A 22733-nucleotide genomic window follows, 5' to 3' on the forward strand; every position below is an offset into this window, starting at 1 on the left:
GTCAGCGCGTCCGCTCAGGAACGGTCACGGCGCCAGGGTTGAGGATTCCCGCCGGATCTAGTTCACGTTTGATCGCGCGGAGGATGCGGATGCCGGTCTCGCCGATCTCCTGCTCCAGCCAGGCGGCGTGGTCACGTCCGACCGCATGGTGATGGCTGATGGTGCCGCTGGTCGTGATGATCGCGTCGTTCACGCGCGACTTGATCGGACCCCACACCGGGAGCGGATCGGCGCGGATGCCGGCGAGGACGGTGAAGTACAGCGACGCACCCGTGGGGTAGATGTGCGACACGTGGCACATGACGTACGACCGGGCGCCCGCCTCCGCGAATCCCTCCTTGAGGGCGGACTCGACTGCCGCACGCAGTTCGAGCAGGTTCGACCACGTCGTCGCGGTCTCGAGCGTCTCGCAGAACACTCCGGCATCCAGCAGCGAATCGCGCAGGTACGGGCCGTCGAAGCGCCCCCGCAGCCACTCCTCCGCCGCGCCCTCTCCCGCCGATGTGCCGCCGGCGGCCGACAGCAGCGCGCTGGTGCGGGCTCGACGCTCGGCGATCCCCTCGCCCTCGTACACGGTCACGACACTCGCGCCCTTCGCGAGCGCCTTGCCGATCTTGCCGACCTGCGCCAGGCTCACGGCGGTCTCCGCCTCGTCGGACAGGCGGATGACGGTGGGCCCGGACCCCTGCTGCGCCACGCTCCGCAGCCCCGCGGCTCCGGCGGCGAAATCCGGGAACGACCACGACTCGAACACGCGCTCCCGCGGGACCGGGTGCACACGCACGCGCACCTCGGTGATCACGCCGAAGATGCCCTCCGAGCCGAGGAACACCCGGATCAGATCCGGACCGGCGGCGGAGCCTGGTGAGCGCCCGAGGTCGATGTCGCCGGTCGGCGTCGCGACCCGGATCCCCGTCACCATGGTGTCGAAGCGCCCGTTGCCCGCGGAGTTCTGGCCGGAGGAGCGGGCCGCCGCGAAGCCGCCGATCGTCGCATACCGGAAGCTCTGCGGATAGTGACCGAGTTCGAAGCCGTGAGCCGCGAGCAGCGACTCGGCCTCCGGTCCCGTGCTGCCGGCCGCGAGCACCGCTTCTCCGCTGACCTCATCGAGGCGGATCAGCCCGCTCAGGCGGCGCAGGTCGAGGCTCACGACCGCGTGCTGGTCTCCCCTCTCCGGGTCCAGCGCTCCGACGACGCTCGTTCCACCGCCGAAGGGGATGATCGCGACACCACGCCTGACGGCGACATCGAGGCAGGCGCGGACCTCGTCGTGGCTCGCGGGTCGGATCACCGCGTCCGGGACCTCCTGCTCCCGCTGCCGGCGCCGGAGGAGGTCCGGAGTCGATCGTCCGCCGGCATGACGGATGCGCGCTTCCGCGGTGACGTCCACGTGCTGCGGGCCAACGGCGGCGCGGAACGCCACGAGGTCCTCGTCATCGAGCGCCGAGGGCGACACCCACACCTGGGCGAGCTCGACCGCAGGCTCGGGCTTGCGGACACGTCCGAGCAGCAGGGGCAGCAGCGTGCGCACCGCGAGCGGCAGATCCTTCGCCTTGTCCGGGTCGCCCCAGCCGTTCCACCTCATCGACGGGTCGGCATCGACCCTGCCATCGTCTTGGCCCATGCGTTACAGTGTGACACATCATGGAAGAACGTCAACCACTCTGGGACACCACGCAGGCGCGCATCCTCGACGCCGCGGACACGCTGATCGAACGTCGGGGAGTCCACGGGGTCACGATCGCCGAGCTCGCACGCCGCTCCGAACTCAGCCGCCCCACGATCTACCGCAACTGGAGCGACGCCGACGACGTCGTCCGCGCCGCACTGCTCCGCCGCGTCGACGGCATCCTGAGCACCTTCTCCGCCGACGCGCGCACACGGACGGCGCTGGTCGACGACGTGCTGCGCTTCACCTCTCTCTTCCGCAACGACCCGCTGTACGCGCGACTGCTCGACGACGAGCCGGAGGCGTTCACGCGCTACACCCTGCAGCGCGTCGGATCGAGTCAGCGCATGATCCTGCAGTGGCTGGCGACCGCGATCGGCTCCGCGCAGGCCGACGGGTCGGTCAGGCCGGGGGAACCACAGGAGATCGCAGTCATGGTGATGCTCATCGCGCAGTCCGCGGTCCTCTCGCACGGCACGGTCGCCGACCTCATCTCCGAGTCCGCGTGGGAGCGGGAGCTGCGCGCCGCGCTCGATGGGCTGCTGCGCCCATGAGCACGCCGTCATCCGCGCTCAACGTCGCACGCCGAAGGACCGACCTGACCCTCGCCGCCGACGAACGGGTGGACGTGCTCGTCATCGGCGGCGGCATCACCGGAGTCGGCGTGGCGCTCGACGCCGCCTCCCGCGGCCTCAGCGTGACCCTGATCGAGGCGGAGGATCTCGCCTTCGGCACCAGTCGTTTCAGCTCGAAGCTCGTGCACGGCGGACTGCGCTACCTCGCGACGGGCGACGTCGCCACCGCGAAGGAGAGCGCGCGGGAGCGGCACCTGCTCATGACGACGATCGCTCCGCACCTGATCCGACCGCTCGGACAGCTGCTGCCCTTCAGTCGCGACGTCACGCTGCGCCAGCGGGTGGCGGGCGCCGCCGGTATGGGGCTCGGCGACCTGCTCCGGATGCGGGCGCACACGCCGCGGGCAGTGCTGCCCGCACCCCGGATCCTGTCAGCGACGGAGGCGACCCGACTGGCACCCGCCCTCGACGCTCGCGGTCTGCGGGGCGGCATGCTGTCATACGACGGACAGCTCGACGACGACGCCCGGCTGGTGACCACGGTGGCACGGACCGCCGCGGCGCGCGGTGCGCGCATCCTCACCAGGGTCCGCGCGATCGCGCTCCGGGGTGACGGGGCGACCGCCGAGGACGTGCTCACGGGAGAGCGGCTCGAGGTCGCCGCCCGCTCCGTGATCAACGCCACCGGCGTATGGGCCGGATCGCTCGATGAAGCCATCCGTGTGCGTCCCAGTCGGGGGACCCACATCGTGCTCGACGCCGCAGATCTGGGGTCGCCGACGGCGGCACTCACCATCCCCCACGAGGGGTCGGTCAGTCGCTATGTCTTCGCTCTTCCGCAGGCGTACGAGCGCGTGATCGTCGGTCTCACGGACGAAGACGCGCCGGGCGCCGTGCCCCGTGTGGCGCAACCGACCGAACCGGAGATCGACTTCCTCCTGCGAAGCCTCAACCGGGTGATCACGACACCGATGCGACGCGATCAGGTGCGCGGCGCGTTCGCGGGGCTGCGCCCTCTCGTCGACAGCGGGACGGACGCCACGGCCGACGTCTCGCGTCGACACCTCGTGGCAGTGTCCGACGGGGGTTTCGTGACGGTGCTCGGTGGGAAACTGACGACGTATCGTCGCATGGCCGAGGATGCCGTGGATCTGGCATCGGAGGCGCGTGGACTGCGGGCGGCACCCAGTCGCACCGCCTCACTGCGCCTCGTGGACCGCGAGGTCGCCACCACGGGCGAGGTGCTCGATGTCGTGACGGGGCTGACGCGCGCGGAGGTCGAGTTCGCTGTCCGGGCCGAGGGTGCCCTGACCGTCGAGGACGTGCTCGATCGGCGTACCAGGGTCGGGCTCGTCGACGCCGATCGGAACCGGTGTCTTCCGGCCGTCGAGGCGGTCGTCGCGCGCACCCTCGCCGACGTCGGCTGAGCCGGCCGCGGGGCCGTTCCGCGTCGCCCCGTATCCACGGCACGGCGCCCAGGGGAACGACCGGGGAACAGCGCATGAAATCCCCCGGTCGATGCTCTCGTCCGGCGTCCTCGCGCGTCATCACCCTGCACAGTGGTGTCATGGACATGCTCTTCACGATGCTGGGCGGCAAGGGGATGTCGGGGCTGCTGAAGACCGGCACGGCGATCCTCACCACGCTACTGGTCCTCCCCGCGCTGCTCAAGCTCTTCGTCGTCACAGTCGATGAGGGGTGGGCCGCGATCCGGACCCGCAACGGCAAGCCCATCATCCGCAACCGTCCGCAGCGCCGGCCGACCGCTCGCGGCGGGGCTGTCGGGGAGGTCGTCGTCCTCGACCCCGGCTCTCACGGCGCCTTCCCCCTCTTCTACTGGTATCGACTCGTCGATGTGCGCTGCCGGGCGACCGACCTGCCCGTCCGCGAGATGGGCGGCGCGAGCGGGCATCAGCACCGCGTGCATGCGTCGTTCGAATGGCGTCCGATACCGACCGGCCGCGATCTCCGGGTGTTCGAGCTCGACGTCGTCAACGTCAAGGAGCGCGCCTCGAACATCGTCGGGGCGGCACTGCGAGACGTGATCAGGGGCCTCGACGGCACTGAGCTGCCGCACAACGACGAGATCAATGCGCGTGTGATCGCCGCCAGTGCGGAAGAGGTTCGTCGCGCCTGCGGGGTGGAGCTCGTGCGTGTGATGGTCACGGGCGACGCACTGACCGACGGGTATCTGATGTCGACGGCGCTCCGCGACGTGGATCGCGGCGCGCAGGCCGTCGCCGCACTGCACGCACTGAACTGACGCGGTCCATCGGCTCGGACCGTCGGGTCCGTCAGCGCATCAGTGGCGTTCGCGGAGGGGCAGGTCGATCGTGCCCGTCTCGCCCGCATCCCGCGCCTTCGGGATCCTGGTCCCGAGGACCTGCGACACGATGTCCTGGGCGATCTTCGGCGCCGTGAGGCCCGCATCCGCGAGGATCTGATCCCGCGAGGCATGATCGATGAACTCGTCGGGCAGACCCAGCTCATCCACCGCGGTGTCGATGCCGGCTTCCCGCAGGACCTGTCGCACCCGTGTGCCGATACCGCCGACGCGGATGCCGTCCTCGACGGTGATGACGAGACGGTGGTGCGCAGCCAGCTCGATCACCGACGGCTGCACCGGGATCGCCCAGCGCGGATCGATGACGGTGGCGCCGATACCCTGCGCTCGGAGCCGGTCTGCGACGTCGAGGGCCAGCTCGGCGAACGGGCCGATGGCGACGATCAGCACGTCCTCCGATTCCCCTCGGGCGAGCACGTCGACGCCGTCCTCCAACCGCTCGATGGCGGGCAGGTCGGCCGCGACCTCACCCTTCGGGAAGCGGATGACGGTCGGAGCATCAGCGACCTGGACGGCCTCGCCCAGAGCCTCGGTCAGGCGTGCTCCGTCCCTCGGAGCGGCGATGCGGATGTGCGGGACGATCTGCAGCATGGCGAGATCCCACATCCCGTGGTGGCTGGGGCCGTCCGGGCCCGTCACGCCGGCACGGTCGAGCACGAACGTGACGCCCGCACGGTGCAGTGCGACATCCATCAGCACCTGATCGAACGCTCGGCCCATGAACGTCGCATAGAGCGCGACCACGGGGTGCAGTCCGCCATACGCCAGCCCCGCTGCGGAAGCCACCGCATGCTGCTCGGCGATCCCCACGTCGTACACACGATCGGGGAATCGCTCGGCGAACGGCGCGAGACCTGTCGGTCGCAGCATCGCGGCCGTCATCGCGATGACGTCGCTGCGCTGCTCCCCCACAGCGACGAGGGCATCCGAGAACACGTCGGTCCATCCACGACCGCCCGACGACAGCGTCTCACCCGTCGTCGGATCGATTTTGCCGACCGCGTGGAACTGGTCGGCCTCGTCGTCGCGGGCGGGCTGATATCCGCGCCCCTTCTCGGTGATCGTGTGCACGATGACCGGGGCGCCGTACGACTTCGCCAGCTCGAGCGTCTCGAGCAGGGCGGGAAGGTCGTGTCCGTCGACGGGGCCGAGGTACTTGATGTCGAGGTTCGAGTAGAGCGCCTCGTTGTTGGTGAATCGCGAGAGGAAACCGTGGGTTCCGCCGCGCACGCCGCGGAACACCGCGCGCCCCACCGGACCGAACGCGCGGAACAGACGATCCGAGCGTTGGTGGAGATCCTTGTACGCCGCTGCCGTGCGCACGCGATTCAGGTAGCGCGACATGCCGCCGATCGTGGGCGCGTAGGAGCGGCCGTTGTCGTTGACGACGATCACGAGATTCCGGTCGTTGTCGTCGGAGATGTTGTTCAGTGCCTCCCACGTCATACCGCCCGTGAGCGCTCCATCGCCGACGACGGCCACGACGTGCCGATCCGCGCGACCGGTCGCCGTGAGCGCCCGGGAGATGCCGTCAGCCCAACTCAGCGAACTCGACGCGTGCGAGGACTCGACGACGTCGTGCGCGCTCTCACCGCGCTGCGGATAGCCGGCGAGTCCGCCGCGGACGCGCAGCGCCGAGAAGTCCTGCCGCCCCGTCAGGAGTTTGTGCACGTAGGACTGATGCCCGGTGTCGAAGATGAAGGGGTCATCCGGAGACGAGAAGACCCGGTGCAGAGCGATGGTCAGCTCGACGACGCCCAGGTTCGGCCCGAGGTGCCCACCGGTCTGCGAGACGTTCTCGACCAGGAACGCGCGGATCTCTGCGGCGAGCTCGTCCAGTTGATCGGCCGAGAGCGCGTCCAGATCACGGGGTCCTGAGATGCTCGGAAGAATGGGCATCTGCGCCTCCTCACAGGCTTCGCCAGAAGCGCCCGACGAGGGTGCGGGCGCCCGTCGATCCTACCGCGCCCGGTGGAGAGAAGCCGGTGAGCGCGGCCCCCCTTGACACGAAGGGGCGGCACGATGAAGGGGCCCGGATCCGAAGACCCGAGCCCCTTCCTCTGCGCGATCAGACCAGCGAACGCAGCACGTACTGCAGGATGCCGCCGTTGCGGTAGTAGTCGGCCTCACCGGGGGTGTCGATGCGGACGACCGCGTCGAACTCGATCGTCTGCTTGCCCTCGGGCGAGTGCTCGCTCGGGGTGGCGGTGACCTTGACGGTCTTCGGCGTGACACCGTTGTTGAGCTCCTCGAGGCCGGAGATCGAGACGATCTCGGTGCCGTCGAGACCCAGCGACTCCCAGCTCTCGCCTGCGGGGAACTGCAGCGGGACGACGCCCATGCCGATCAGGTTCGAACGGTGGATGCGCTCGAAGCTCTCGGTGATCACGGCCTTGACGCCCAGCAGGCTGGTGCCCTTGGCCGCCCAGTCGCGCGACGAACCGGAGCCGTACTCCTTGCCTCCGAAGATGACGAGGGGCGTGCCCTGCTCCTGGTAGTTCATGCTCGCGTCGTAGATGTACGACTGCGGGCCGCCGGGCTGCGTGAAGTCGCGCGTGAAACCACCCTCGACCACCTGCCCGTCGTTGACGGCAGAGACCATGAGGTTCTTCAGGCGGATGTTCGCGAACGTGCCGCGGATCATGACCTCGTGGTTGCCGCGACGCGAGCCGAAGGAGTTGAAGTCCTTGCGGTCGACGCCGTGCTCCGTGAGGTACTGGGCCGCAGGCGTGCCGGCCTTGATGTTTCCGGCGGGCGAGATGTGGTCGGTGGTGACCGAGTCGCCGAGCGTCGCCATGACACGCGCACCCTCGATGTCCTTCACCGGGGTGAGCTCCATCGTCATGCCGTCGAAGTACGGAGCCTTGCGGACGTACGTGGAGTCCTCGTCCCACTGGAAGATGGCGTCATCCGGGGTGGGGAGGCTGCGCCAGCGCTCGTCGCCGTCGAACACGGTCGCGTACTGCTTGATGAACTGCTCGCGCGAGATCGAGGAGTCGACGAGTTCCTGCACCTCGGCCGGCGTGGGCCAGATGTCCTTCAGGAAGACGTCTTCGCCGTCCTTGCCCTTGCCGAGCGCGTCGTTCTCGAAGTCGAAGTGCATCGACCCTGCGAGAGCGTACGCGATGACCAGCGGCGGGCTGGCGAGGTAGTTCATCTTCACGTCGGGGCTGATGCGCCCCTCGAAGTTGCGGTTGCCCGAGAGGACGGCCGTGACGGCGAGGTCGTGCGAGTTGATCGCCTCCGACACCTCTTCGATCAGCGGACCCGAGTTGCCGATGCAGATCGTGCAGCCGTAGCCGACGGTGTAGAACCCAAGACCCTCGAGGTCCTTGTCGAGCCCGGACTTCTCGTAGTAGTCCGTGACGACCTTCGATCCCGGTCCGAGCGTGGTCTTGACCCAGGGCTTCTGCTTCAGCCCCTTCTCCAGCGCCTTGCGTGCGACGAGACCGGCGGCGATCATCACCGACGGGTTCGACGTGTTGGTGCACGAGGTGATGGCGGCCAGCGTGACGGCGCCGTTGTCGAGGATGTACTTCTCCCCCGACGGCGTCGTGACCGGCACCGGCTTCGAGGCGTTCGCCGGAGCGCCGCTGTTGATGTGCACCGGCCGCGTGGTCGGCTCTTCTTCGCCGGGGACCGAGCCCGGGTCGGATGCCGGGAAGGAGTGCTTCGACTCGAGGTCGACGATGTCGTCGGACGTCGATGCGGTCGTGTAGCCGAGGATGTCCTGCTCGAACTGGGCCTTGGCCTCGGAGAGCAGGATGCGGTCCTGCGGACGCTTCGGGCCGGCGATCGACGGGACGACGGTGCCGAGGTCGAGTTCGAGGTACTCGCTGAAGGTCGGCTCGACGCTCGCGTCGTGCCAGAGCTTCTGCTCCTTGGCGTACGCCTCGACGAGGGCGACGGCCTCTTCGCTGCGACCGGTGAGGCGCAGGTAGTCGAGGGTCACGTCGTCGATCGGGAAGATCGCGGCCGTGGAGCCGAACTCGGGCGACATGTTGCCGATGGTGGCACGGTTGGCGAGCGGCACCGAGGCGACGCCTTCGCCGTAGAACTCGACGAACTTGCCGACCACGCCGTGCTTGCGCAGCAGGTCGGTGATCGTGAGCACGACGTCGGTCGCGGTGACGCCGGCGGGGATCTCGCCGGAGAGCTTGAAGCCGACGACGCGCGGGATGAGCATCGACACGGGCTGGCCGAGCATGGCCGCCTCGGCCTCGATTCCACCGACGCCCCAGCCCAGCACTCCCAGGCCGTTGACCATGGTGGTGTGCGAGTCGGTGCCGACGCAGGTGTCGGGGTATGCGCGCAGCACACCGTCGACGTTGCGGTCGTAGATCACCTTGGCGAGGTGCTCGATGTTCACCTGGTGGACGATTCCGGTTCCCGGCGGGACGACCTTGAAGTCGCTGAACGCCGTCTGGCCCCAGCGCAGGAACTGGTAGCGCTCGCCGTTGCGCTCGTACTCGATCTCGACGTTGCGCTCGAGCGCGTTCTCCGAGCCGAACAGATCGGCGATGACGGAGTGATCGATGACCATCTCGGCGGGCGAGAGCGGGTTGATCTTGTTCGCATCGCCGCCCAGCGCCGTGACGGCCTCACGCATGGTGGCGAGGTCGACGATGCAGGGCACACCGGTGAAGTCCTGCATGACCACGCGGGCCGGCGTGAACTGGATCTCGGTGTTGGGCTCTGCCGCGGCATCCCACGAACCCAGCGCCTCGATCTGCGCCTTCGTCACATTCGCGCCGTCCTCGGTGCGAAGCAGGTTCTCCAGGAGGACCTTGAGACTGAAGGGGAGCTTCTCGAAACCGGGCACCGTGTCGATGCGGAAGATCTCGTAGTCGGTGCTGCCGACTGTCAGGGTGCTCTTGGCACCGAAGCTGTTCACCGTGGACACGAATCCGTCTCCTTCTATTCGGATGGGAGCGACAGGCGCCTCCATCTTGCTCGCCAGCGAGCCCCTGCGGCTAGCAAGGCGGACCTAACCAGTCTGCTCCGCGCAGCTCACCGGCGAAAGCCTGCGATTTATCTTGATGTCAAGATAAATCTATCATGCCTCGGCGACATCTTCGCGCGACGGTCCGCGCGGATGGAGAGCGCGCACGACGAGCCAGGTGACGGCGATCAGCGGCGCGAAGAGCGGGAGTCCCATGACGAGCTTGAGCGTGCCGAGTGCGGTCACGTCGCCCGCGAGATACAGCGGGAGCTGCACGGCGAGTCGGGCGAAGAAGAGTGCGGCCCACGCGATTCCGAGCCAGAAGTAGGCACGGCGCTTGCGGCGATCGTTGCGCCAGGTGGCGCCCTCCCCCATCAGGAAGCCGACGGCGAGGCCGATCAGAGACCAGCCGATCAGGGCCGACACCAGGATGACCGTTCCGTAGACCGCATTGGTGATGAGCCCCGGAACGAAGTTGTCCGCGCCGCGTCCGGTCCACAATGCGAGTCCGGCCGCGGCGGCCGCGGCGACCAGCCCGCCGATAGCGGCGGACGGCGGCGACTTCTGCAGCAGGCGCACGATCGTGAAGACCGCGGCGAGACCGACCGATATGCCCAGCGACAGGATCAGCGGCTCGGGGCGGATCGTGAAGATGATCACGAATGCGAGGCTGGGCAGCACCGACTCGAGGATGCCGCGGACCCCGCCGATCGCCGACCAGACGACCTTGTGCGTGCTCGCGCTCTCCGACGGGTCGAGCCCGGCACGGCGCGCGGCGCCGCCGAGAGCCTCTCCGAGGATCTCGGAGGTGCTCTTCTCGCGTTCCGGGTCGGCTTCCGGGGTGCTCACGCGGAGCCCGGGGTCGCCGGCATCTTCAGCGGGATCAGATCACGCGGCGGCATCGGAGAGCCGCCGCGGACGACGACGATCGAACGGAACAGATCCTCGACCTTGGCACCGGCCTCAGGATCCGACGCACCGGCTCCGCCGATCACGCCGCGGAGGAACCAGCGCGGGCCGTCGATGCCGATGAACCGCGCGAGACGAAGACCCGAGCCTTCGCTGGCCGCTGCGGGGACCTCGGCGAGAAGCTCCTTGCCCAGGGGGCCGTCCCGCTCCTCGACGCGCCCGCCCTGTGCCTTGACCTGGTCGCGCAGCTGCACGCGCGTCTCATCCCACAGTCCGCCGGACCTCGGCGCGGCGAACGGCTGCACCTGCAGAGAGGAGTCCGCGTAGTCGAGGCCGACGGCGACGATGCGCTTGGTCTGCTCCTCCACCTCGAGCCGGAGGTTCAACCCCTCGCGCGGCAGGATCTTGATCCCGCCCAGGTCGATGTACGGGCGAACCGGGTTCGCCTCGGAGTCGTCGAAGGGTCCGTCGGTGGCGCGGTTCGCGGGCGCCGACTTGGAAGGAGTCGCGTTGTTGTCAGTCATCTGTTCTGCCCTGCTTCGTTCTGCGTGAGCCCCGCCTGGTACCCGGTGGAGCCGAAACCGCCGGCGCCGCGGACGCTGTCCGGCAACTCGTCCACCGAGATGAACGTGGCGCGTGTCACCGGCATGACGATCAGCTGCGCGATGCGATCGCCGACCGCCACATCGTACGCGCTCCTGATGTCGGTGTTGATCAGACTCACCTTGATCTCACCGCGATAGCCGGCGTCGACCGTCCCCGGCGAGTTCACGATGGAGATCCCGTGCTTGGCGGCAAGCCCGCTGCGCGGAACCACGAAGGCCGCATAACCGTCGGGAAGAGCGATCCGGACTCCGGTGGCGACGAGAGCGCGCTCGCCCGGCTCCAGATGCACAGCCTCGGCCGCGACCAGATCGGCGCCCGCGTCGCCCGGATGCGCGTATCCGGGCACCACTGCAGCGATAATGGGGACATCAACGGAATCGGTCACCCCATGAGGCTAATGCAGAACCCCGCCACAGACGCACGTGTCCGCTATCGCGAACGACTCTCCCCCAGCCTCTGGCTGTTGGTCACGGTCGCGGTCGCAGGGCCGATGGTGTCCCTCGTCTTCGTGCCCATCGGATCGACCTTCGCGCTCATCGTCGGCGCCGCCGTCTCCGCGCTCCTGGTGCTCGGCTTCATCGCGGCGACTCCGGTCGTGTCGGTGGAGGGTAACGTCCTGCGCGCCGGACGCGCACACATCGACGTCGAGCACCTCGGCGAACCTCTCGCGCTCGTCGGTGAAGAAGCCCGCCAGGCACGCGGCCCCGGTCTCCCCGCGCGCGGCTGGCACCTGATCCGCGGCGGGATCGACGGGGTCGTCGTCGTCCCGAATCTCGACGTGGACGACCCGGTCGACACGTGGACCATCTCTACCCGGACGCCCGACCGCCTGGTCGCGGCGATCCGCGCTGCCCGTTCCTGACCGCACCCGCCGTTCATCGGGGGCACCGCCCGTTCCTGACGGGCGGTGCCACATACGACAGCGCGCCCCTGACCGGACGGTCGGGGGCGCGTGAGACGTCGCTCGGAGGACTGCTTACGCAGCGCACTCCTTGCAGATGGGCCCGGATGCGCCCTCGTGGTCGAGCTGAGAGCGGTGCTTCACGAGGAAGCAGCTCATGCACGTGAACTCGTCCTGCTGCGCGGGCAGCACGACGACGTCGAGCTCGAGGTCGGAGAGGTCGGCACCCGGAAGGTCGAAGTTCGACGGGTTGTCGGAGTCTTCGTCCCCGCTTGAGCCGGAAGATTTGTCCGGCACACGCTCCTTGAGGGCTTCGATCGACTCGGAGTCGTCTTCGCTCTTTCGGGGGGCGTCGTAATCGGTTGCCATGCGGTAGATCTCCACTTTCATGGTGCGAGTGGGTGGTGCGCCGTCGGGTATCGGCGGCCATAGTTTGCACGACCGGGAGACATAACGCAAATGCGGTCCGTGCGACAGAGCAAACTCACGGCACGCCCAGGGTATTCCCGGTCCGGACGCCGCATGCGTGACACCATGAACGGACACCCATCAGAGGGGCATTCGCATGGAAAACGTCACCATCGTCGGCACAGAAGCAGGAGTCCTCGTACTCGCGACAGAGTCGGGCGAGCGGTTCTCGCTGCCCATCGACGACGTGCTGCAGCGTGAGATCCGTCGCGCCACCCGGCAGGCCGAGCCCACCGCCCAGAAACTCGCGGCGAGCCCGCGCGACATCCAGGCGCAGATCCGCGCCGGACTCACCGCGCCCGAGGTCGCCGAACTGCTGGGAATCAGCGTCGACGACGTCGCCCGCTTCGAGGGTCCGGTCCTCGCCGAGCGCGAGCACATCATCGGTCAGGCACTCGCGGTTCCGGTGCTGATCGGAAGTGAAGTCGAACCCGACGCCCAGCCCACCTTCGGCGTCGCGGTCCGCGCGAAGCTCGCCGAGGTCGCAGCGACCGCGGAGCGGTGGGCCAGCTGGAAAGAGGAGTCCGGCTGGACGATCAAGCTCGAGTTCACCGCGAACGACGTCGATCACGATGCCCGGTGGAGCTTCGACCCGCGTCGCAGTGCCCTCTCGCCTCTGAACGCGGATGCCACTCAGCTCTCGCGCCAGGGCTCGCTGCCCGAGGGGCTCATCCCGCGCCTGCGCGCCGTGGACGCGGAGCGCACGACCTCCCCTTACAAAGATGAGAGCCGGTTCGATTCGGGCGCCTTCGGCCCGCGTCTGCTTCCCGCACCCGAGGCCGAGGTCGAAGACCCGTCACTCCCCGAGCGCTCCGACGTCGCCGCGCAGGATGCCGCGATCAATCGCGCGCCCTCTGCGCAGAACACGAGCCCCGAAACAGCGGACCTGCTCGAGGCTCTCCGCCGTCGTCGGGGTCAGCGCGAGACGGCTCCGCTGCTCGAAGACACCGACGACGTCGAGCACTCCGACCCGATCTCGCTGTTCGACGCGCTCGAACAGCCCGACGAAGAGCCGGAACCCGCACGCCCTTCGGCCCATACTGCTCCGTCGGATTCCGGAGACTCCGGCGGCCGCCGCCGTCGCCGCAACGCGATGCCCTCATGGGATGAGATCGTCTTCGGAGCGCGCACCGACGAGTGATCCGCACCGAGGGGTGATCCGCACTGACGAGTCAACCTCCACGAGCAGGTGACCGGCGGCCGTCCGATAGGCACTCTCTCTCAGCGCGCGAAGGCTCCGAGCCTGATCAGCGGCACCTGTCGCTCCTCCGGAGTGAGCGCTCCGTGCTGCCCGACCATGCCTCGCCCGCGCTGGTCCGCCGCGGTGCCGTCGTAGACCGCCCACGTGCCGCGCGCGATGGCCAGCAGATCGCCGATCCGCGCGGACGCCGCCGTGGTGACGGTCGGCCCGAACATTCCGCCGCGAACGGCTTCATCGCGGGTGACGACGTCGGCGATCCCCTCGAGGTCGGCGCGCCACCGCGCGGTCACTGCGGCGGCGTCGGCGTCGGGCTCGAGGTAGGCGTGCAGCATCCGCGGCTCGCCGCCGACATGCCGGACGCCCCGCAGATGTGCCTCGTCGAGCACGACCTGCCGATTGACCGCGACGTCGACCATGCCGTGGTCCGAGGTGACGAGCACGCCGACTTCGGGCGGCACCCGCACCGCCAGGGCGGCATCGATGTCCTCGAGGGCGGCGACCCACTCGGCAGATGCGATCCCGTGCTTGTGGCCGGCTTTGTCGACCTCCGGCAGGTAGCAGTAAACGAGCGATCCCGGGTGCTCCTGGGCGAGCGTGTATGCGGTTTCGATGCGCGCTGCCGCGGTGCCGGCAGCGACGAACTCCGCGCCGCGGAGTGTGGCTTTCGTGAACCCGCTGCGCGCATATCCGGCGAACCCGACCGCGAAGCTCTCGTGTCCGGCGCGACCGGCGCGTTCGAAGATGGTCGGCGCCGGCTGCCAGGTGAACGGATCGATCCCGTCGGTCTCCCAGCCGCTGAGCTGGTTGACGAGCACGTCGCGGCCGGCGTCGAGCGCCCGGTAGCCGACCAGGCCGTGCTCACCCGGCCAGACGCCGGTGACGATGCTGGTGAGCGCCGCGGCCGTCGTGGAGGGGAACACCGACTGCGCGACATCCTTCTTCGCCATCCCGGCCGTCAGCGCGCGGGCATGTCCCGCGTGGGCCCGAAGACTGATCGCCCCGAGGCCGTCGACGACGACGAGAACGACGGACTCCGCACGCGGCAGCACCTCGGATTCGCCTCGGAGCGCGGCGAACAGGTCGTCCGCCACCCCGACGACGCTCCGGGCGCCGGGCGACGCGGACGGTAGCATGAGGGACATCCGAGCCAGTCTGACACAGGCTCCCGTACGCCCTCAGGAAGTCCATGCCGAAAACCCCGCCGCCCGAGCCCGTCGAGGAGCGCATCCAGGACATCGACCTCTCCACCGAGATGCAGGGCTCGTTCCTCGAGTACGCGTACTCGGTGATCTACTCGCGCGCTCTGCCTGACGCGCGCGACGGTCTGAAGCCGGTGCAGCGCCGCATCCTGTACCAGATGGCCGAGATGGGCCTCCGCCCCGACCGCGGCCATGTCAAGAGCGCACGCGTCGTGGGCGAGGTGATGGGAAAGCTCCACCCGCACGGCGACTCCGCCATCTACGACGCGCTGGTCCGTCTCGCGCAGGAGTGGGCGCTGCGTGTTCCTCTGATCGACGGCCACGGGAACTTCGGTTCCCTCGACGATGGTCCGGCCGCGGCGCGATACACCGAGGCGAGACTCGCCGCACCCGCCCTCGCTCTCACGGAGAACCTCGACGAGGACGTCGTCGACTTCATCCCGAACTACGACGGTCAGTTCCAGCAACCGTCCGTCCTCCCGGCCGCATTCCCGAACCTCCTCGTCAACGGCGCGAGTGGCATCGCCGTGGGCATGGCGACCAACATGGCGCCGCACAACCTCATCGAGGTCGTGGCCGCTGCGACGCATCTGCTCGAGAACCCGGATGCCACGACCGAAGAGCTGATGGAGTTCGTCCCCGGTCCCGACTTCCCCTCGGGCGGCATCCTGATGGGTCTCGACGGCGTCAAGGACGCCTACACGAACGGACGCGGCGCACTCAAGGTCCGCGGGAAGACCTCGATCGAGCCGCTGGGCCCCCGACGCACCGGCATCATCGTCTCCGAGTTGCCGTACATGGTCGGACCCGAGCGCCTGATCGAGAAGATCCGCGATGCCGTGCAATCGAAGAAGCTCCAGGGGATCAGTGACGTCACCGATCTGACCGACCGCAACCACGGGCTGCGCGTCGCCATCGGCGTCAAGACCGGGTTCGACCCGAACGCCGTCCTCGAGCAGTTGTACCGACTGACTCCGCTGGAAGACTCGTTCAGCATCAACAACGTCGCGCTCGTCGACGGTCAGCCGCGCACCCTCGGCCTCAAGGAGATGCTGAGCGTCTACGTCGGCCATCGCCTCGAGGTGATCACGCGGCGGAGCCGCTATCGCCTCGCCCGCAGAGAAGAGCGCCTGCACCTCGTCGAGGGCCTGCTCATCGCGATCCTCGACATCGACGAGGTCATCCAGGTCATCCGTTCCTCCGACGACTCGGAGCAGGCACGCACGCGCCTGCGCTCGGTGTTCGATCTGAGCGAGCTGCAGGCCGAGTACATCCTCGAACTTCGACTGCGTCGCCTGACCAAGTTCTCCCGCATCGAGCTCGAAACCGAGCGCGATGCGCTGCTGGCGGAGATCGCGTCGCTCCGTGAGCTGCTCGGCAGCCCGGTGCTCCTCCGCGCCGTCGTCGCCAGAGAGTTGGACGCTGCCGCCGATGCCTACGGCACACCGCGCCGGACCCTGCTGATGAACGCCGCTCCCCCGAAGCCGCGAGCGACCAAGGGAGCGGTCGACCTGCAGATCGCCGACGCCCCCACGGTCCTCGTCCTCTCCACCACGGGCCGCGCCGTGCGGGTCGACCTCGGCGAGGGGCAGGAGCTCACGGTTCCGGCACGCCGCAGCAAGCACGACGCGATCCTGACGACGGTCGAGACGACGGTCCGCGCGGAGATCGGTGCCCTCACCAGCCTCGGCCGTGTCGTGCGCTTCTCCCCCGTCGACCTGCCCTCCGTTCCCTCGACGTCCGTCCAGCTCGCCGCGGGAACGCCGCTGCGCGACTACCTCGGCATCACGACCAGGAACGAGCGGATCCTCGGGTTCGTGCGTTTCGACAGCGAGACGCCGATCGCGCTCGGCACGGCGCAGGGAACGGTGAAGCGCATCGTCCCGTCGGCGCTGCCGGTGCGTCCCGATCTCGAGGTCATCGGCATGAAGCCCGGCGACACGGTCGTGGGAGCCGCAGAGGCCCCCGACGACGCCGATCTCGTGTTCGTCACGACCGACGCGCAACTGCTCCGCTTCTCCGCTGCGAACGTGCGCCCCCAGGGGGCACCTGCGGGCGGCATGGCGGGCGTCAAGCTGGGCTCCGGGGCATCCGTGCTGTTCTTCGGCGCGATCGATCCCACGACGGAGGCTGTCGTCGCGACGGTCTCCGGTGGCGAGAGCATCCTGCCGGGCACCGACCCCGGACGAGCGAAGGTGTCGGCCTTCACGGAGTACCCGGCCAAGGGCCGCGCCACGGGCGGGGTGCGTGCGCACGCGTTCTTGAAGGGCGAGGATCGACTCACCGTCGCCTGGGTGGGCCCGAACCCGCCGCTGGCGGTCGATCCCACCGGCGCCGTGCGCAAGCTCCCCGAGGCCGGAGCACGACGTGACGCCTCGGGCCAGCCCATCGACGGCGTGATCGGCAGCATCGGCCGCACACTCGTCTGAGAACGGGAGAGGGGCCGCGGATTGCCGCGGCCCCTCTCCTATTCCGTCGCCCGGTCCGGGTCAGGCGTCGATCGACTCCCGTGACAGCCGGTCGGACGAGTCGATGATGAACTCGCGTCGCGGCGCCACCTCGTTGCCCATGAGGAGCTCGAAGACGCGCCCCGCGGCCTCGGCATCCTCCATCCGCACCCGACGCAGCAGACGGCCGGAGCGGTCCATGGTGGTGTTCGCCAACTGCTCGGCATCCATCTCACCGAGACCCTTGTATCGCTGGATGGGCTCGTGCCACCGCTTGCCGGCCTTGCGAAGCTTCGTCAGCAGGGCATGCATCTCCTGCTCGCTGTAGGTGTAGATCGTCTCATTCGGCTTCGACCCGGGGTTCATCACGATCACCCGGTGCAGCGGCGGGACGGCGGCGAACACGCGGCCGTCCTCGATGAGCGGCCGCATGTAGCGGAAGAACAGCGTCAGCAGCAGCGTGCGGATGTGCGCACCGTCGACGTCGGCGTCGCTCATCAGGATGATCTTCCCATAGCGAGCGGCGTTGATGTCGAACGTCCGGCCGGAGCCGGCGCCGATCACCTGGATGATCGACGCGCACTCCGCGTTCGACAGCATGTCGCCGACGGAGGCCTTCTGCACATTGAGGATCTTCCCTCGGATCGGCAGCAGGGCCTGGAACTCGCTGTTACGCGCGTTCTTGGCGGTACCGAGCGCGGAGTCGCCCTCGACGATGAAGAGCTCGCTGCGGTCCACCTCGTTCGTGCGGCAGTCGACGAGCTTGGTCGGAAGCGTCGACGACTCGAGCGCGTTCTTCCGGCGCTGAGTCTCCTTATGGGCTCGCGCCGACACGCGAGCCTTCATCTCGGAGACGATCTTGTCGAGCAGCTGTGAGGCCTGGTTCTTGTCGTCGCGCTTGGTCGAGCTGAAACGCTGCCCCAGGTCCTTGCGGATCACCTGGGCGACGATCGATCGAACGGCCGGCGTGCCCAGCACCTCTTTGGTCTGACCCTCGAACTGCGGCTCGGGCACGTTGACCGTCAGGACAGCCGTGAGACCGGCCAGGACATCGTCCTTCTCGAGCTTGTCGTTGCCGACCTTGAGGCGGCGCGCGTTCTGCTCGACCTGCGTGCGCAGCACCTTCAGCAGCTCCTGCTCGAAGCCCTGCTGATGCGTACCGCCCTTGGGCGTCGCGATGATGTTGACGAACGAGCGGACGCGGGTGTCGTAGCCGGTGCCCCAGCGCAGCGCGATGTCGACTGCGCACACACGCTCCACCTCCGTGGCGATCATGTGGCCGTCGGCCTGCAGAACGGGAACGGTCTCCTTGAACGTCCCCTCGCCCTGGATACGCCAGGTGTCCGTGACGGGAGGATCGATCGCCAGGTACTCGACGAACTCCGAGATGCCGCCCTCGTACAGGTACGAGGTCTCGACGGGGCCGAGCGTGGTGGTCTCACCGTCGGAATCAGGAATCGGGATGACCTGACCGGCGGCCCGCTCGTCCTTGACCACGATCTCGAGTCCCGGGACGAGGAAGGCCGTCTGGCGCGCCCGCGTCTCGAGATCGGCCAGCTGGAACGCCGCGTCCTTCGTGAAGATCTGACGGTCGGCCCAGTAGCGCACGCGTGTTCCGGTGACCCCGCGCGGCGCCTTGCCGATGACGCGAAGCTCACTGTTGTCCTCGAAAGGCGTGAACGGGGCGTCGGGGCGCTTCTCGCCGGAATCCTTGAAGATGCCGGGCTCACCGCGATGGAACGACATCGCATAGGTCTTCCCGCCGCGATCCACCTCGACGTCGAGACGTTCCGAGAGCGCGTTCACGACCGACGCGCCCACTCCGTGGAGGCCGCCGGATGCGGCGTACGAGCCACCGCCGAACTTCCCGCCCGCGTGGAGCTTGGTGTAGACGACCTCGACGCCGGTCAGGCCGGTGCGGGGCTCGACGTCGACGGGGATACCGCGGCCGCGGTCGTGGACCTCGACGCTGCCGTCGGCGTGCAGGATGATGTCGATCTTCGAGCCGTTGCCCGCCACCGCCTCGTCGACGGAGTTGTCGATGATCTCCCAGAGGCAGTGCATGAGGCCCGGAGAGCCGTTCGACCCGATGTACATGCCCGGGCGCTTGCGGACAGCTTCGAGCCCCTCAAGCACCTGGAGATGGTGGGCAGAATACTCGGCATTCACAATCTCCGAGTCTATTCTCGCCACCCGCATTCCAACCGCAGACACTCCCCGCTGAGGTCCAGACGGTGGCCTTCCCGTACGCGCTGAGCGAAACACGCCGCAAACCGGGCATGCCCACAGGTAGTGCGTGGTTGTATTGACCAAATCAGCAAGCGAAGCCGACACCCGAGGAGGCGCCGAGATGAATGCAACGACCGAACGTGACACCTCCACCGTCGAGTTCCGCCTGACGGCCATGGATCGGTGTGATTCATGTGGCGCTCAGGCATACATCGCCGCTGAAGTGAACGGCTCCGAACTCCTCTTCTGCGCCCACCACGGCCGCAAGTACGAAGAGAAGCTGCGCAGCATCGCGACCAGCTGGCACGACGAGACCGCTCGCCTCATCGAAGCGGTCTGAGCTCTCGCTGCGGCCCGTCAGTCCTGGACGACGCGGCGGACCCGCGGCGTCAGCCGGGTGAGGATCTCCTCGCCCACCGTGTCGATGCGTTCGGCGAGCGAGGTCGCCGAGGACTCCCCCTGGGCCCCCGCTCCGAACAGGACGACCTCGTCGCCGACACGCGCGCCCGGCCACTCCTCGACAGACGACGCGGTGTGGCCCACGGAGCGGAGTTTCCTGGCGCCGCCCGGCGTGCCGACGAGCGCGCCGGACAGGGTCGACGGAAGCCCGTCGAAGCTTCCGATCGCGATCCAGACCTTGCCGTCGGTGACCTCATCGACGGTGGCGACGAGGCTCGCGACGGGCACGATCCCCTCAAGTTCCGGACCGTCCGCGGAGCGGATGCCGTAGCAGAACGCGCCGATGCGTGACATGGTTCCGCGAAGCTCAGGCCTCCACCAGGAGGCGGCCGACGCTGTCAGGTGCACCGCAGCAGGCGAGGAGCCGGAGTCCTCCACGACTCGCACGGCCTCGAGGAACACCGCCTGGGCGGCGTCGTCCTCGGCATCGCTCGCCTCGGCGATGTGGCTCCACACGCCGACGAGGTCCACCAGACCGGCCCGCTCCGCCTGTCGCACCTCGGCGACGGCCATCGCCCAGTCCTCGGGGAGCACGCCGTTCCGGTGCAGCCCGGTGTCGATCTTCAGGTGGACACGGGCCATCGCTCCCACAGCCGCGGCGCGGGAGATGATCCGCCGGAGGTAATCGATCGTGCCGACGCCGAGGTCGATGTCGTGCAGGAGCGCGTCGTCGATCTCGTCATCGGTCGACGTCACCCAGGCGAAAATCCGTGCGTCCCCTCCCGCCACCCGGCGTATCGCGAGTCCGCTGCGGATGTCGTAGCTGCCGAACCACTCCACGCCCTCTTGCCGCGCGGTGTCGACAGCCCAGGAGAGCCCGTGCCCGTAGGCGTCGTCCTTGAGGACGAACATCAGGCTCGAGGGCGAGACGCGCCGACGCACGGCCGAGATGTTCGCACGGAGGCTGCCGGTGCTCAGCCGGAGTTCAGGGCGGGTCACGCCTCCCACCCCCGGACTGCGTGCGATGCCGCGACGGTGATGAGTTCCGCCGGCTCCATCCCGGTGACCTCGGCCCACCGCGAGACACCACCCGCGAGCGGGCCGTTCCCGCCGAAATAGGTGACCTCGGCCCCGGGCGCCGCGTCCGATCCTTCGAGGTCGACGACACAGACATCCATGGCCACACGTCCGACGATGGGCCTGGCCGAGCCGTCGATCTCGACGTAGGCATGGTTTCCGAGCGCCCGGACGATTCCCTGCGCGTATCCTCCGGTCACCAGCGCCACCGTCGTCGCGGCCACGGCGCGGAACGTGTACCCGTACGACACGGCATCCCCCGCGCGCAGAGGCTTGGTCGACAGCACGCGGCCGGTCAGCCGCATCACCGGACTCGTCGAAGGACTGCCCGGCTCGGCGGGCAGCCCGTACAGCAGCGCGGGATCGATGTCGGGCTCTCCGCTCGTCACCCCGACGATCCCTTCCAACTGGAGGGCTTCGACCTCGCCCGGCGCGTCGACACGCACACTTTCGGCGCCGGCGGCCGTCACGGCCTGCGCGACAGCGATGACGCCGTGCCCCCAGGCATCGCGGCGAAGGTCGGCGATGCGGCCACCCGCCTGAACCGCCGCTGCAGCGCCGGCGGCCAGCGCCGACCGGGAGATGATCGCCCGCGGCAGCGAGCTGGAAGTCGTTTCCCACACGTCTTCCAGCCTAGCCGCCGGCTCCCAGGTCGACCTGCAGCTCCCCCGTAGACTGGAGGAGACCCCGACCCTGGAGCCATATGTCTCGTCTTTCCCTCGCGCCCCGCATCCGTTACCTGCTGGGACGTGCTCGCCGCATCGACGTCGGATCGGTGGTGGAACGGGCCAAAGAGGCTTCGGAGCAGCACCACAAGGCCGTGCCCGGCATCGTCGTGGACATGCTGTGGTCCGCCGCGCGCCACAACGTCGGCTTCCAGGACTACATCGACTACGACTTCGCGATGCTCACCAAGGCAGAGCGCGAGACATACATGACGCATCCGGTATCGAACCAGCTGTCGCAGCGGTACGACCACCCGGACTACCGCTGGATCTTCCAGGACAAGGTCGAATTCGACAAGCAGTTCTCCGCATTCCTGAAGCGCGAGTGGCTGGTCGTCGAAGAGGGCAACGCGCAGGCCGTCCGCGAACTCACCGAACGCTTGGGCACCATCGTGACGAAGGAGCCGGTGGGGCAGGCGGGCACGGGTGTGCACCGCTACCACGCCGCCGATATCGAGGATTGGGACGATTTCCACAAGGGGCTGCTCGCACGCGGTGAACTCCTCATCGAAGAGGTCATCCGCCAGCATGACGCTCTTGCGGCCGTGTGCCCCGGCACCGTGAACACCACCCGCATCACCGCGTTCTTCGACGGTGAGAAGGCGCACATCCTCGCGATGGCGCAGAAGTTCGGGCGCGGCGCGGTCAGCGACCAGATGACCTTCGGCGGCTTCTACACGATGCTCGACGAGAACGGCCACGCCGTCGGCGCAGGGTACGACTCGCACGGGCACGTGCACGAGACGCATCCCGACTCGGGTTTCCGCATCGCCGACTTCCAGCTGCCGTTCATGGATGAGGTGCGGGCATTCATCGACGAGGTCGCCCGTGTCGTGCCGCAGGTGCAGTACGTCGGCTGGGACATCGTCGTGTCCCCCGACGGCCCGGTGCTGGTCGAGGGCAACTGGGGCGCCGGTGTCTATGAGAACAAGCCCAGCGTCACCGGCATCCGCACCGGTCACAAGCCTCGCTATCGCGAGGTCATCGGCTTCTGAGACAAGACGAAAGGCCCCGGATGCGCGCGCATCCGGGGCCTTTTCTC

At 68.5% G+C, this 22733-nt stretch carries 19 protein-coding genes; 8 read left to right on the top strand and 11 right to left on the bottom strand.

What is annotated here, in order from left to right; all coding sequences use genetic code 11:
* Position 1: 1 nt before the first annotated feature.
* The gene (locus DW298_RS19035) at positions 2 to 1624 is read right to left on the bottom strand and encodes an FAD-binding oxidoreductase (protein WP_240745197.1); all 1623 of its coding nucleotides are present in this window, start codon (positions 1622 to 1624) and stop codon (positions 2 to 4) included.
* Positions 1625 to 1644: 20 nt separating this feature from the next.
* Between DW298_RS19035 and DW298_RS19040 the strand changes: the two genes are divergently transcribed.
* From DW298_RS19040 to DW298_RS19050, 3 genes are all read left to right on the top strand, one after another.
* On the top strand, positions 1645 to 2223 hold the full coding sequence (locus tag DW298_RS19040; RefSeq protein WP_136044012.1) for a TetR/AcrR family transcriptional regulator: 579 nt from the start codon (positions 1645 to 1647) through the stop codon (positions 2221 to 2223).
* Complete coding sequence (locus tag DW298_RS19045) at positions 2220 to 3671, top strand: glycerol-3-phosphate dehydrogenase/oxidase (protein ID WP_136044013.1); 1452 nt, start codon at positions 2220 to 2222, stop codon at positions 3669 to 3671. The genes DW298_RS19040 and DW298_RS19045 overlap by 4 nt, the downstream gene beginning before the upstream one ends.
* A 140-nt stretch (positions 3672 to 3811) precedes the next feature.
* A complete protein-coding gene (locus DW298_RS19050; RefSeq protein WP_136044014.1) occupies positions 3812 to 4507 on the top strand; it encodes an SPFH domain-containing protein in 696 nt (231 codons plus the stop codon).
* A 39-nt stretch (positions 4508 to 4546) separates the two neighbouring features.
* Here the strand turns inward: DW298_RS19050 and dxs are convergent, their stop codons facing one another.
* The 5 genes from dxs to dut all read right to left on the bottom strand — a co-directional run bounded on the left by dxs (position 4547) and on the right by dut (position 11430).
* Positions 4547 to 6487, bottom strand: a complete 1941-nt coding sequence (dxs, locus tag DW298_RS19055) for a 1-deoxy-D-xylulose-5-phosphate synthase (protein WP_136044015.1) — start codon at positions 6485 to 6487, stop codon at positions 4547 to 4549.
* A 169-nt stretch (positions 6488 to 6656) separates the two neighbouring features.
* Positions 6657 to 9536 carry an aconitate hydratase gene (locus tag DW298_RS19060; RefSeq protein ID WP_205820452.1) on the bottom strand — a complete coding sequence of 960 codons (2880 nt, stop codon included), beginning with the start codon at positions 9534 to 9536 and terminating at the stop codon, positions 6657 to 6659.
* 108 nt (positions 9537 to 9644) lie between these two features.
* Positions 9645 to 10379, bottom strand: a complete 735-nt coding sequence (locus DW298_RS19065; protein WP_136044017.1) for a DUF3159 domain-containing protein — start codon at positions 10377 to 10379, stop codon at positions 9645 to 9647.
* The gene (locus DW298_RS19070; RefSeq protein ID WP_136044018.1) at positions 10376 to 10963 is read right to left on the bottom strand and encodes a DUF3710 domain-containing protein; all 588 of its coding nucleotides are present in this window, start codon (positions 10961 to 10963) and stop codon (positions 10376 to 10378) included. The genes DW298_RS19065 and DW298_RS19070 overlap by 4 nt, the downstream gene beginning before the upstream one ends.
* Positions 10960 to 11430 (bottom strand): dUTP diphosphatase, encoded by a 471-nt coding sequence (gene dut / locus DW298_RS19075; RefSeq protein WP_168429598.1) that lies wholly within the window; start codon positions 11428 to 11430, stop codon positions 10960 to 10962. Before dut ends, DW298_RS19070 begins: the two co-directional genes overlap by 4 nt.
* 12 nt (positions 11431 to 11442) lie before the next feature.
* Here dut and DW298_RS19080 point away from each other — a divergent pair, with 12 nt between their 5' ends.
* Positions 11443 to 11907, top strand: coding sequence for a DUF3093 domain-containing protein (locus DW298_RS19080; protein WP_136044019.1), 465 nt, complete (start codon positions 11443 to 11445; stop codon positions 11905 to 11907).
* A gap of 114 nt (positions 11908 to 12021) precedes the next feature.
* On the opposite strand, the gene DW298_RS19085 is transcribed toward DW298_RS19080, so the two are convergent.
* Positions 12022 to 12315, bottom strand: coding sequence for a DUF4193 domain-containing protein (locus DW298_RS19085; RefSeq protein ID WP_105725536.1), 294 nt, complete (start codon positions 12313 to 12315; stop codon positions 12022 to 12024).
* Positions 12316 to 12511: 196 nt separating this feature from the next.
* On the opposite strand from DW298_RS19085, the gene sepH reads away from it, so the two are divergent.
* Positions 12512 to 13555, top strand: coding sequence for a septation protein SepH (gene sepH / locus DW298_RS19090; protein ID WP_136044020.1), 1044 nt, complete (start codon positions 12512 to 12514; stop codon positions 13553 to 13555).
* Positions 13556 to 13635: 80 nt separating this feature from the next.
* Here the strand turns inward: sepH and DW298_RS19095 are convergent, their stop codons facing one another.
* Positions 13636 to 14757, bottom strand: a complete 1122-nt coding sequence (locus tag DW298_RS19095) for a nucleotide pyrophosphatase/phosphodiesterase family protein (protein ID WP_168429597.1) — start codon at positions 14755 to 14757, stop codon at positions 13636 to 13638.
* A gap of 44 nt (positions 14758 to 14801) precedes the next feature.
* On the opposite strand from DW298_RS19095, the gene DW298_RS19100 reads away from it, so the two are divergent.
* On the top strand, positions 14802 to 17243 hold the full coding sequence (locus DW298_RS19100) for a DNA topoisomerase IV subunit A (RefSeq protein ID WP_136044021.1): 2442 nt from the start codon (positions 14802 to 14804) through the stop codon (positions 17241 to 17243).
* Positions 17244 to 17303: 60 nt separating this feature from the next.
* Here DW298_RS19100 and DW298_RS19105 read toward each other — a convergent pair whose 3' ends face one another.
* Entirely contained in the window at positions 17304 to 19430 is a 2127-nt protein-coding gene (locus tag DW298_RS19105) for a DNA topoisomerase IV subunit B (protein ID WP_136044022.1), read from the bottom strand.
* 181 nt (positions 19431 to 19611) lie between these two features.
* Here DW298_RS19105 and DW298_RS19110 point away from each other — a divergent pair, with 181 nt between their 5' ends.
* Complete coding sequence (locus DW298_RS19110) at positions 19612 to 19830, top strand: hypothetical protein (RefSeq protein WP_136044023.1); 219 nt, start codon at positions 19612 to 19614, stop codon at positions 19828 to 19830.
* A 17-nt stretch (positions 19831 to 19847) separates the two neighbouring features.
* On the opposite strand, the gene DW298_RS19115 is transcribed toward DW298_RS19110, so the two are convergent.
* Both DW298_RS19115 and DW298_RS19120 read right to left on the bottom strand, forming a co-directional pair.
* Positions 19848 to 20888, bottom strand: coding sequence for an alanine racemase (locus DW298_RS19115; protein ID WP_136044024.1), 1041 nt, complete (start codon positions 20886 to 20888; stop codon positions 19848 to 19850).
* Positions 20885 to 21589, bottom strand: coding sequence for an alanine racemase C-terminal domain-containing protein (locus tag DW298_RS19120; protein ID WP_240745198.1), 705 nt, complete (start codon positions 21587 to 21589; stop codon positions 20885 to 20887). Before DW298_RS19120 ends, DW298_RS19115 begins: the two co-directional genes overlap by 4 nt.
* 80 nt (positions 21590 to 21669) lie before the next feature.
* Here DW298_RS19120 and DW298_RS19125 point away from each other — a divergent pair, with 80 nt between their 5' ends.
* On the top strand, positions 21670 to 22686 hold the full coding sequence (locus DW298_RS19125) for a sugar-transfer associated ATP-grasp domain-containing protein (RefSeq protein ID WP_136044025.1): 1017 nt from the start codon (positions 21670 to 21672) through the stop codon (positions 22684 to 22686).
* The last annotated feature ends 47 nt before the right edge of the window (positions 22687 to 22733 follow it).

Source organism: Microbacterium sp. A20 (genome assembly GCF_004794515.1).
Classification (GTDB): domain Bacteria; phylum Actinomycetota; class Actinomycetes; order Actinomycetales; family Microbacteriaceae; genus Microbacterium.

Bases quoted from the DNA above. Each gene is read 5' to 3' on its own strand.
- DW298_RS19035 (WP_240745197.1), bottom strand. From the start codon at position 1,624: ATGGGCCAAGACGATGGCAGGGTCGATGCCGACCCGTCGATGAGGTGG.
- DW298_RS19040 (WP_136044012.1), top strand. From the start codon at position 1,645: ATGGAAGAACGTCAACCACTCTGGGACACCACGCAGGCGCGCATCCTC.
- DW298_RS19045 (WP_136044013.1), top strand. From the start codon at position 2,220: ATGAGCACGCCGTCATCCGCGCTCAACGTCGCACGCCGAAGGACCGAC.
- DW298_RS19050 (WP_136044014.1), top strand. From the start codon at position 3,812: ATGGACATGCTCTTCACGATGCTGGGCGGCAAGGGGATGTCGGGGCTG.
- dxs (WP_136044015.1), bottom strand. From the start codon at position 6,487: ATGCCCATTCTTCCGAGCATCTCAGGACCCCGTGATCTGGACGCGCTC.
- DW298_RS19060 (WP_205820452.1), bottom strand. From the start codon at position 9,536: ATGGAGGCGCCTGTCGCTCCCATCCGAATAGAAGGAGACGGATTCGTG.
- DW298_RS19070 (WP_136044018.1), bottom strand. From the start codon at position 10,963: ATGACTGACAACAACGCGACTCCTTCCAAGTCGGCGCCCGCGAACCGC.
- DW298_RS19080 (WP_136044019.1), top strand. From the start codon at position 11,443: ATGCAGAACCCCGCCACAGACGCACGTGTCCGCTATCGCGAACGACTC.
- DW298_RS19085 (WP_105725536.1), bottom strand. From the start codon at position 12,315: ATGGCAACCGATTACGACGCCCCCCGAAAGAGCGAAGACGACTCCGAG.
- sepH (WP_136044020.1), top strand. From the start codon at position 12,512: ATGGAAAACGTCACCATCGTCGGCACAGAAGCAGGAGTCCTCGTACTC.
- DW298_RS19095 (WP_168429597.1), bottom strand. From the start codon at position 14,757: ATGTCCCTCATGCTACCGTCCGCGTCGCCCGGCGCCCGGAGCGTCGTC.
- DW298_RS19100 (WP_136044021.1), top strand. From the start codon at position 14,802: ATGCCGAAAACCCCGCCGCCCGAGCCCGTCGAGGAGCGCATCCAGGAC.
- DW298_RS19110 (WP_136044023.1), top strand. From the start codon at position 19,612: ATGAATGCAACGACCGAACGTGACACCTCCACCGTCGAGTTCCGCCTG.
- DW298_RS19125 (WP_136044025.1), top strand. From the start codon at position 21,670: ATGTCTCGTCTTTCCCTCGCGCCCCGCATCCGTTACCTGCTGGGACGT.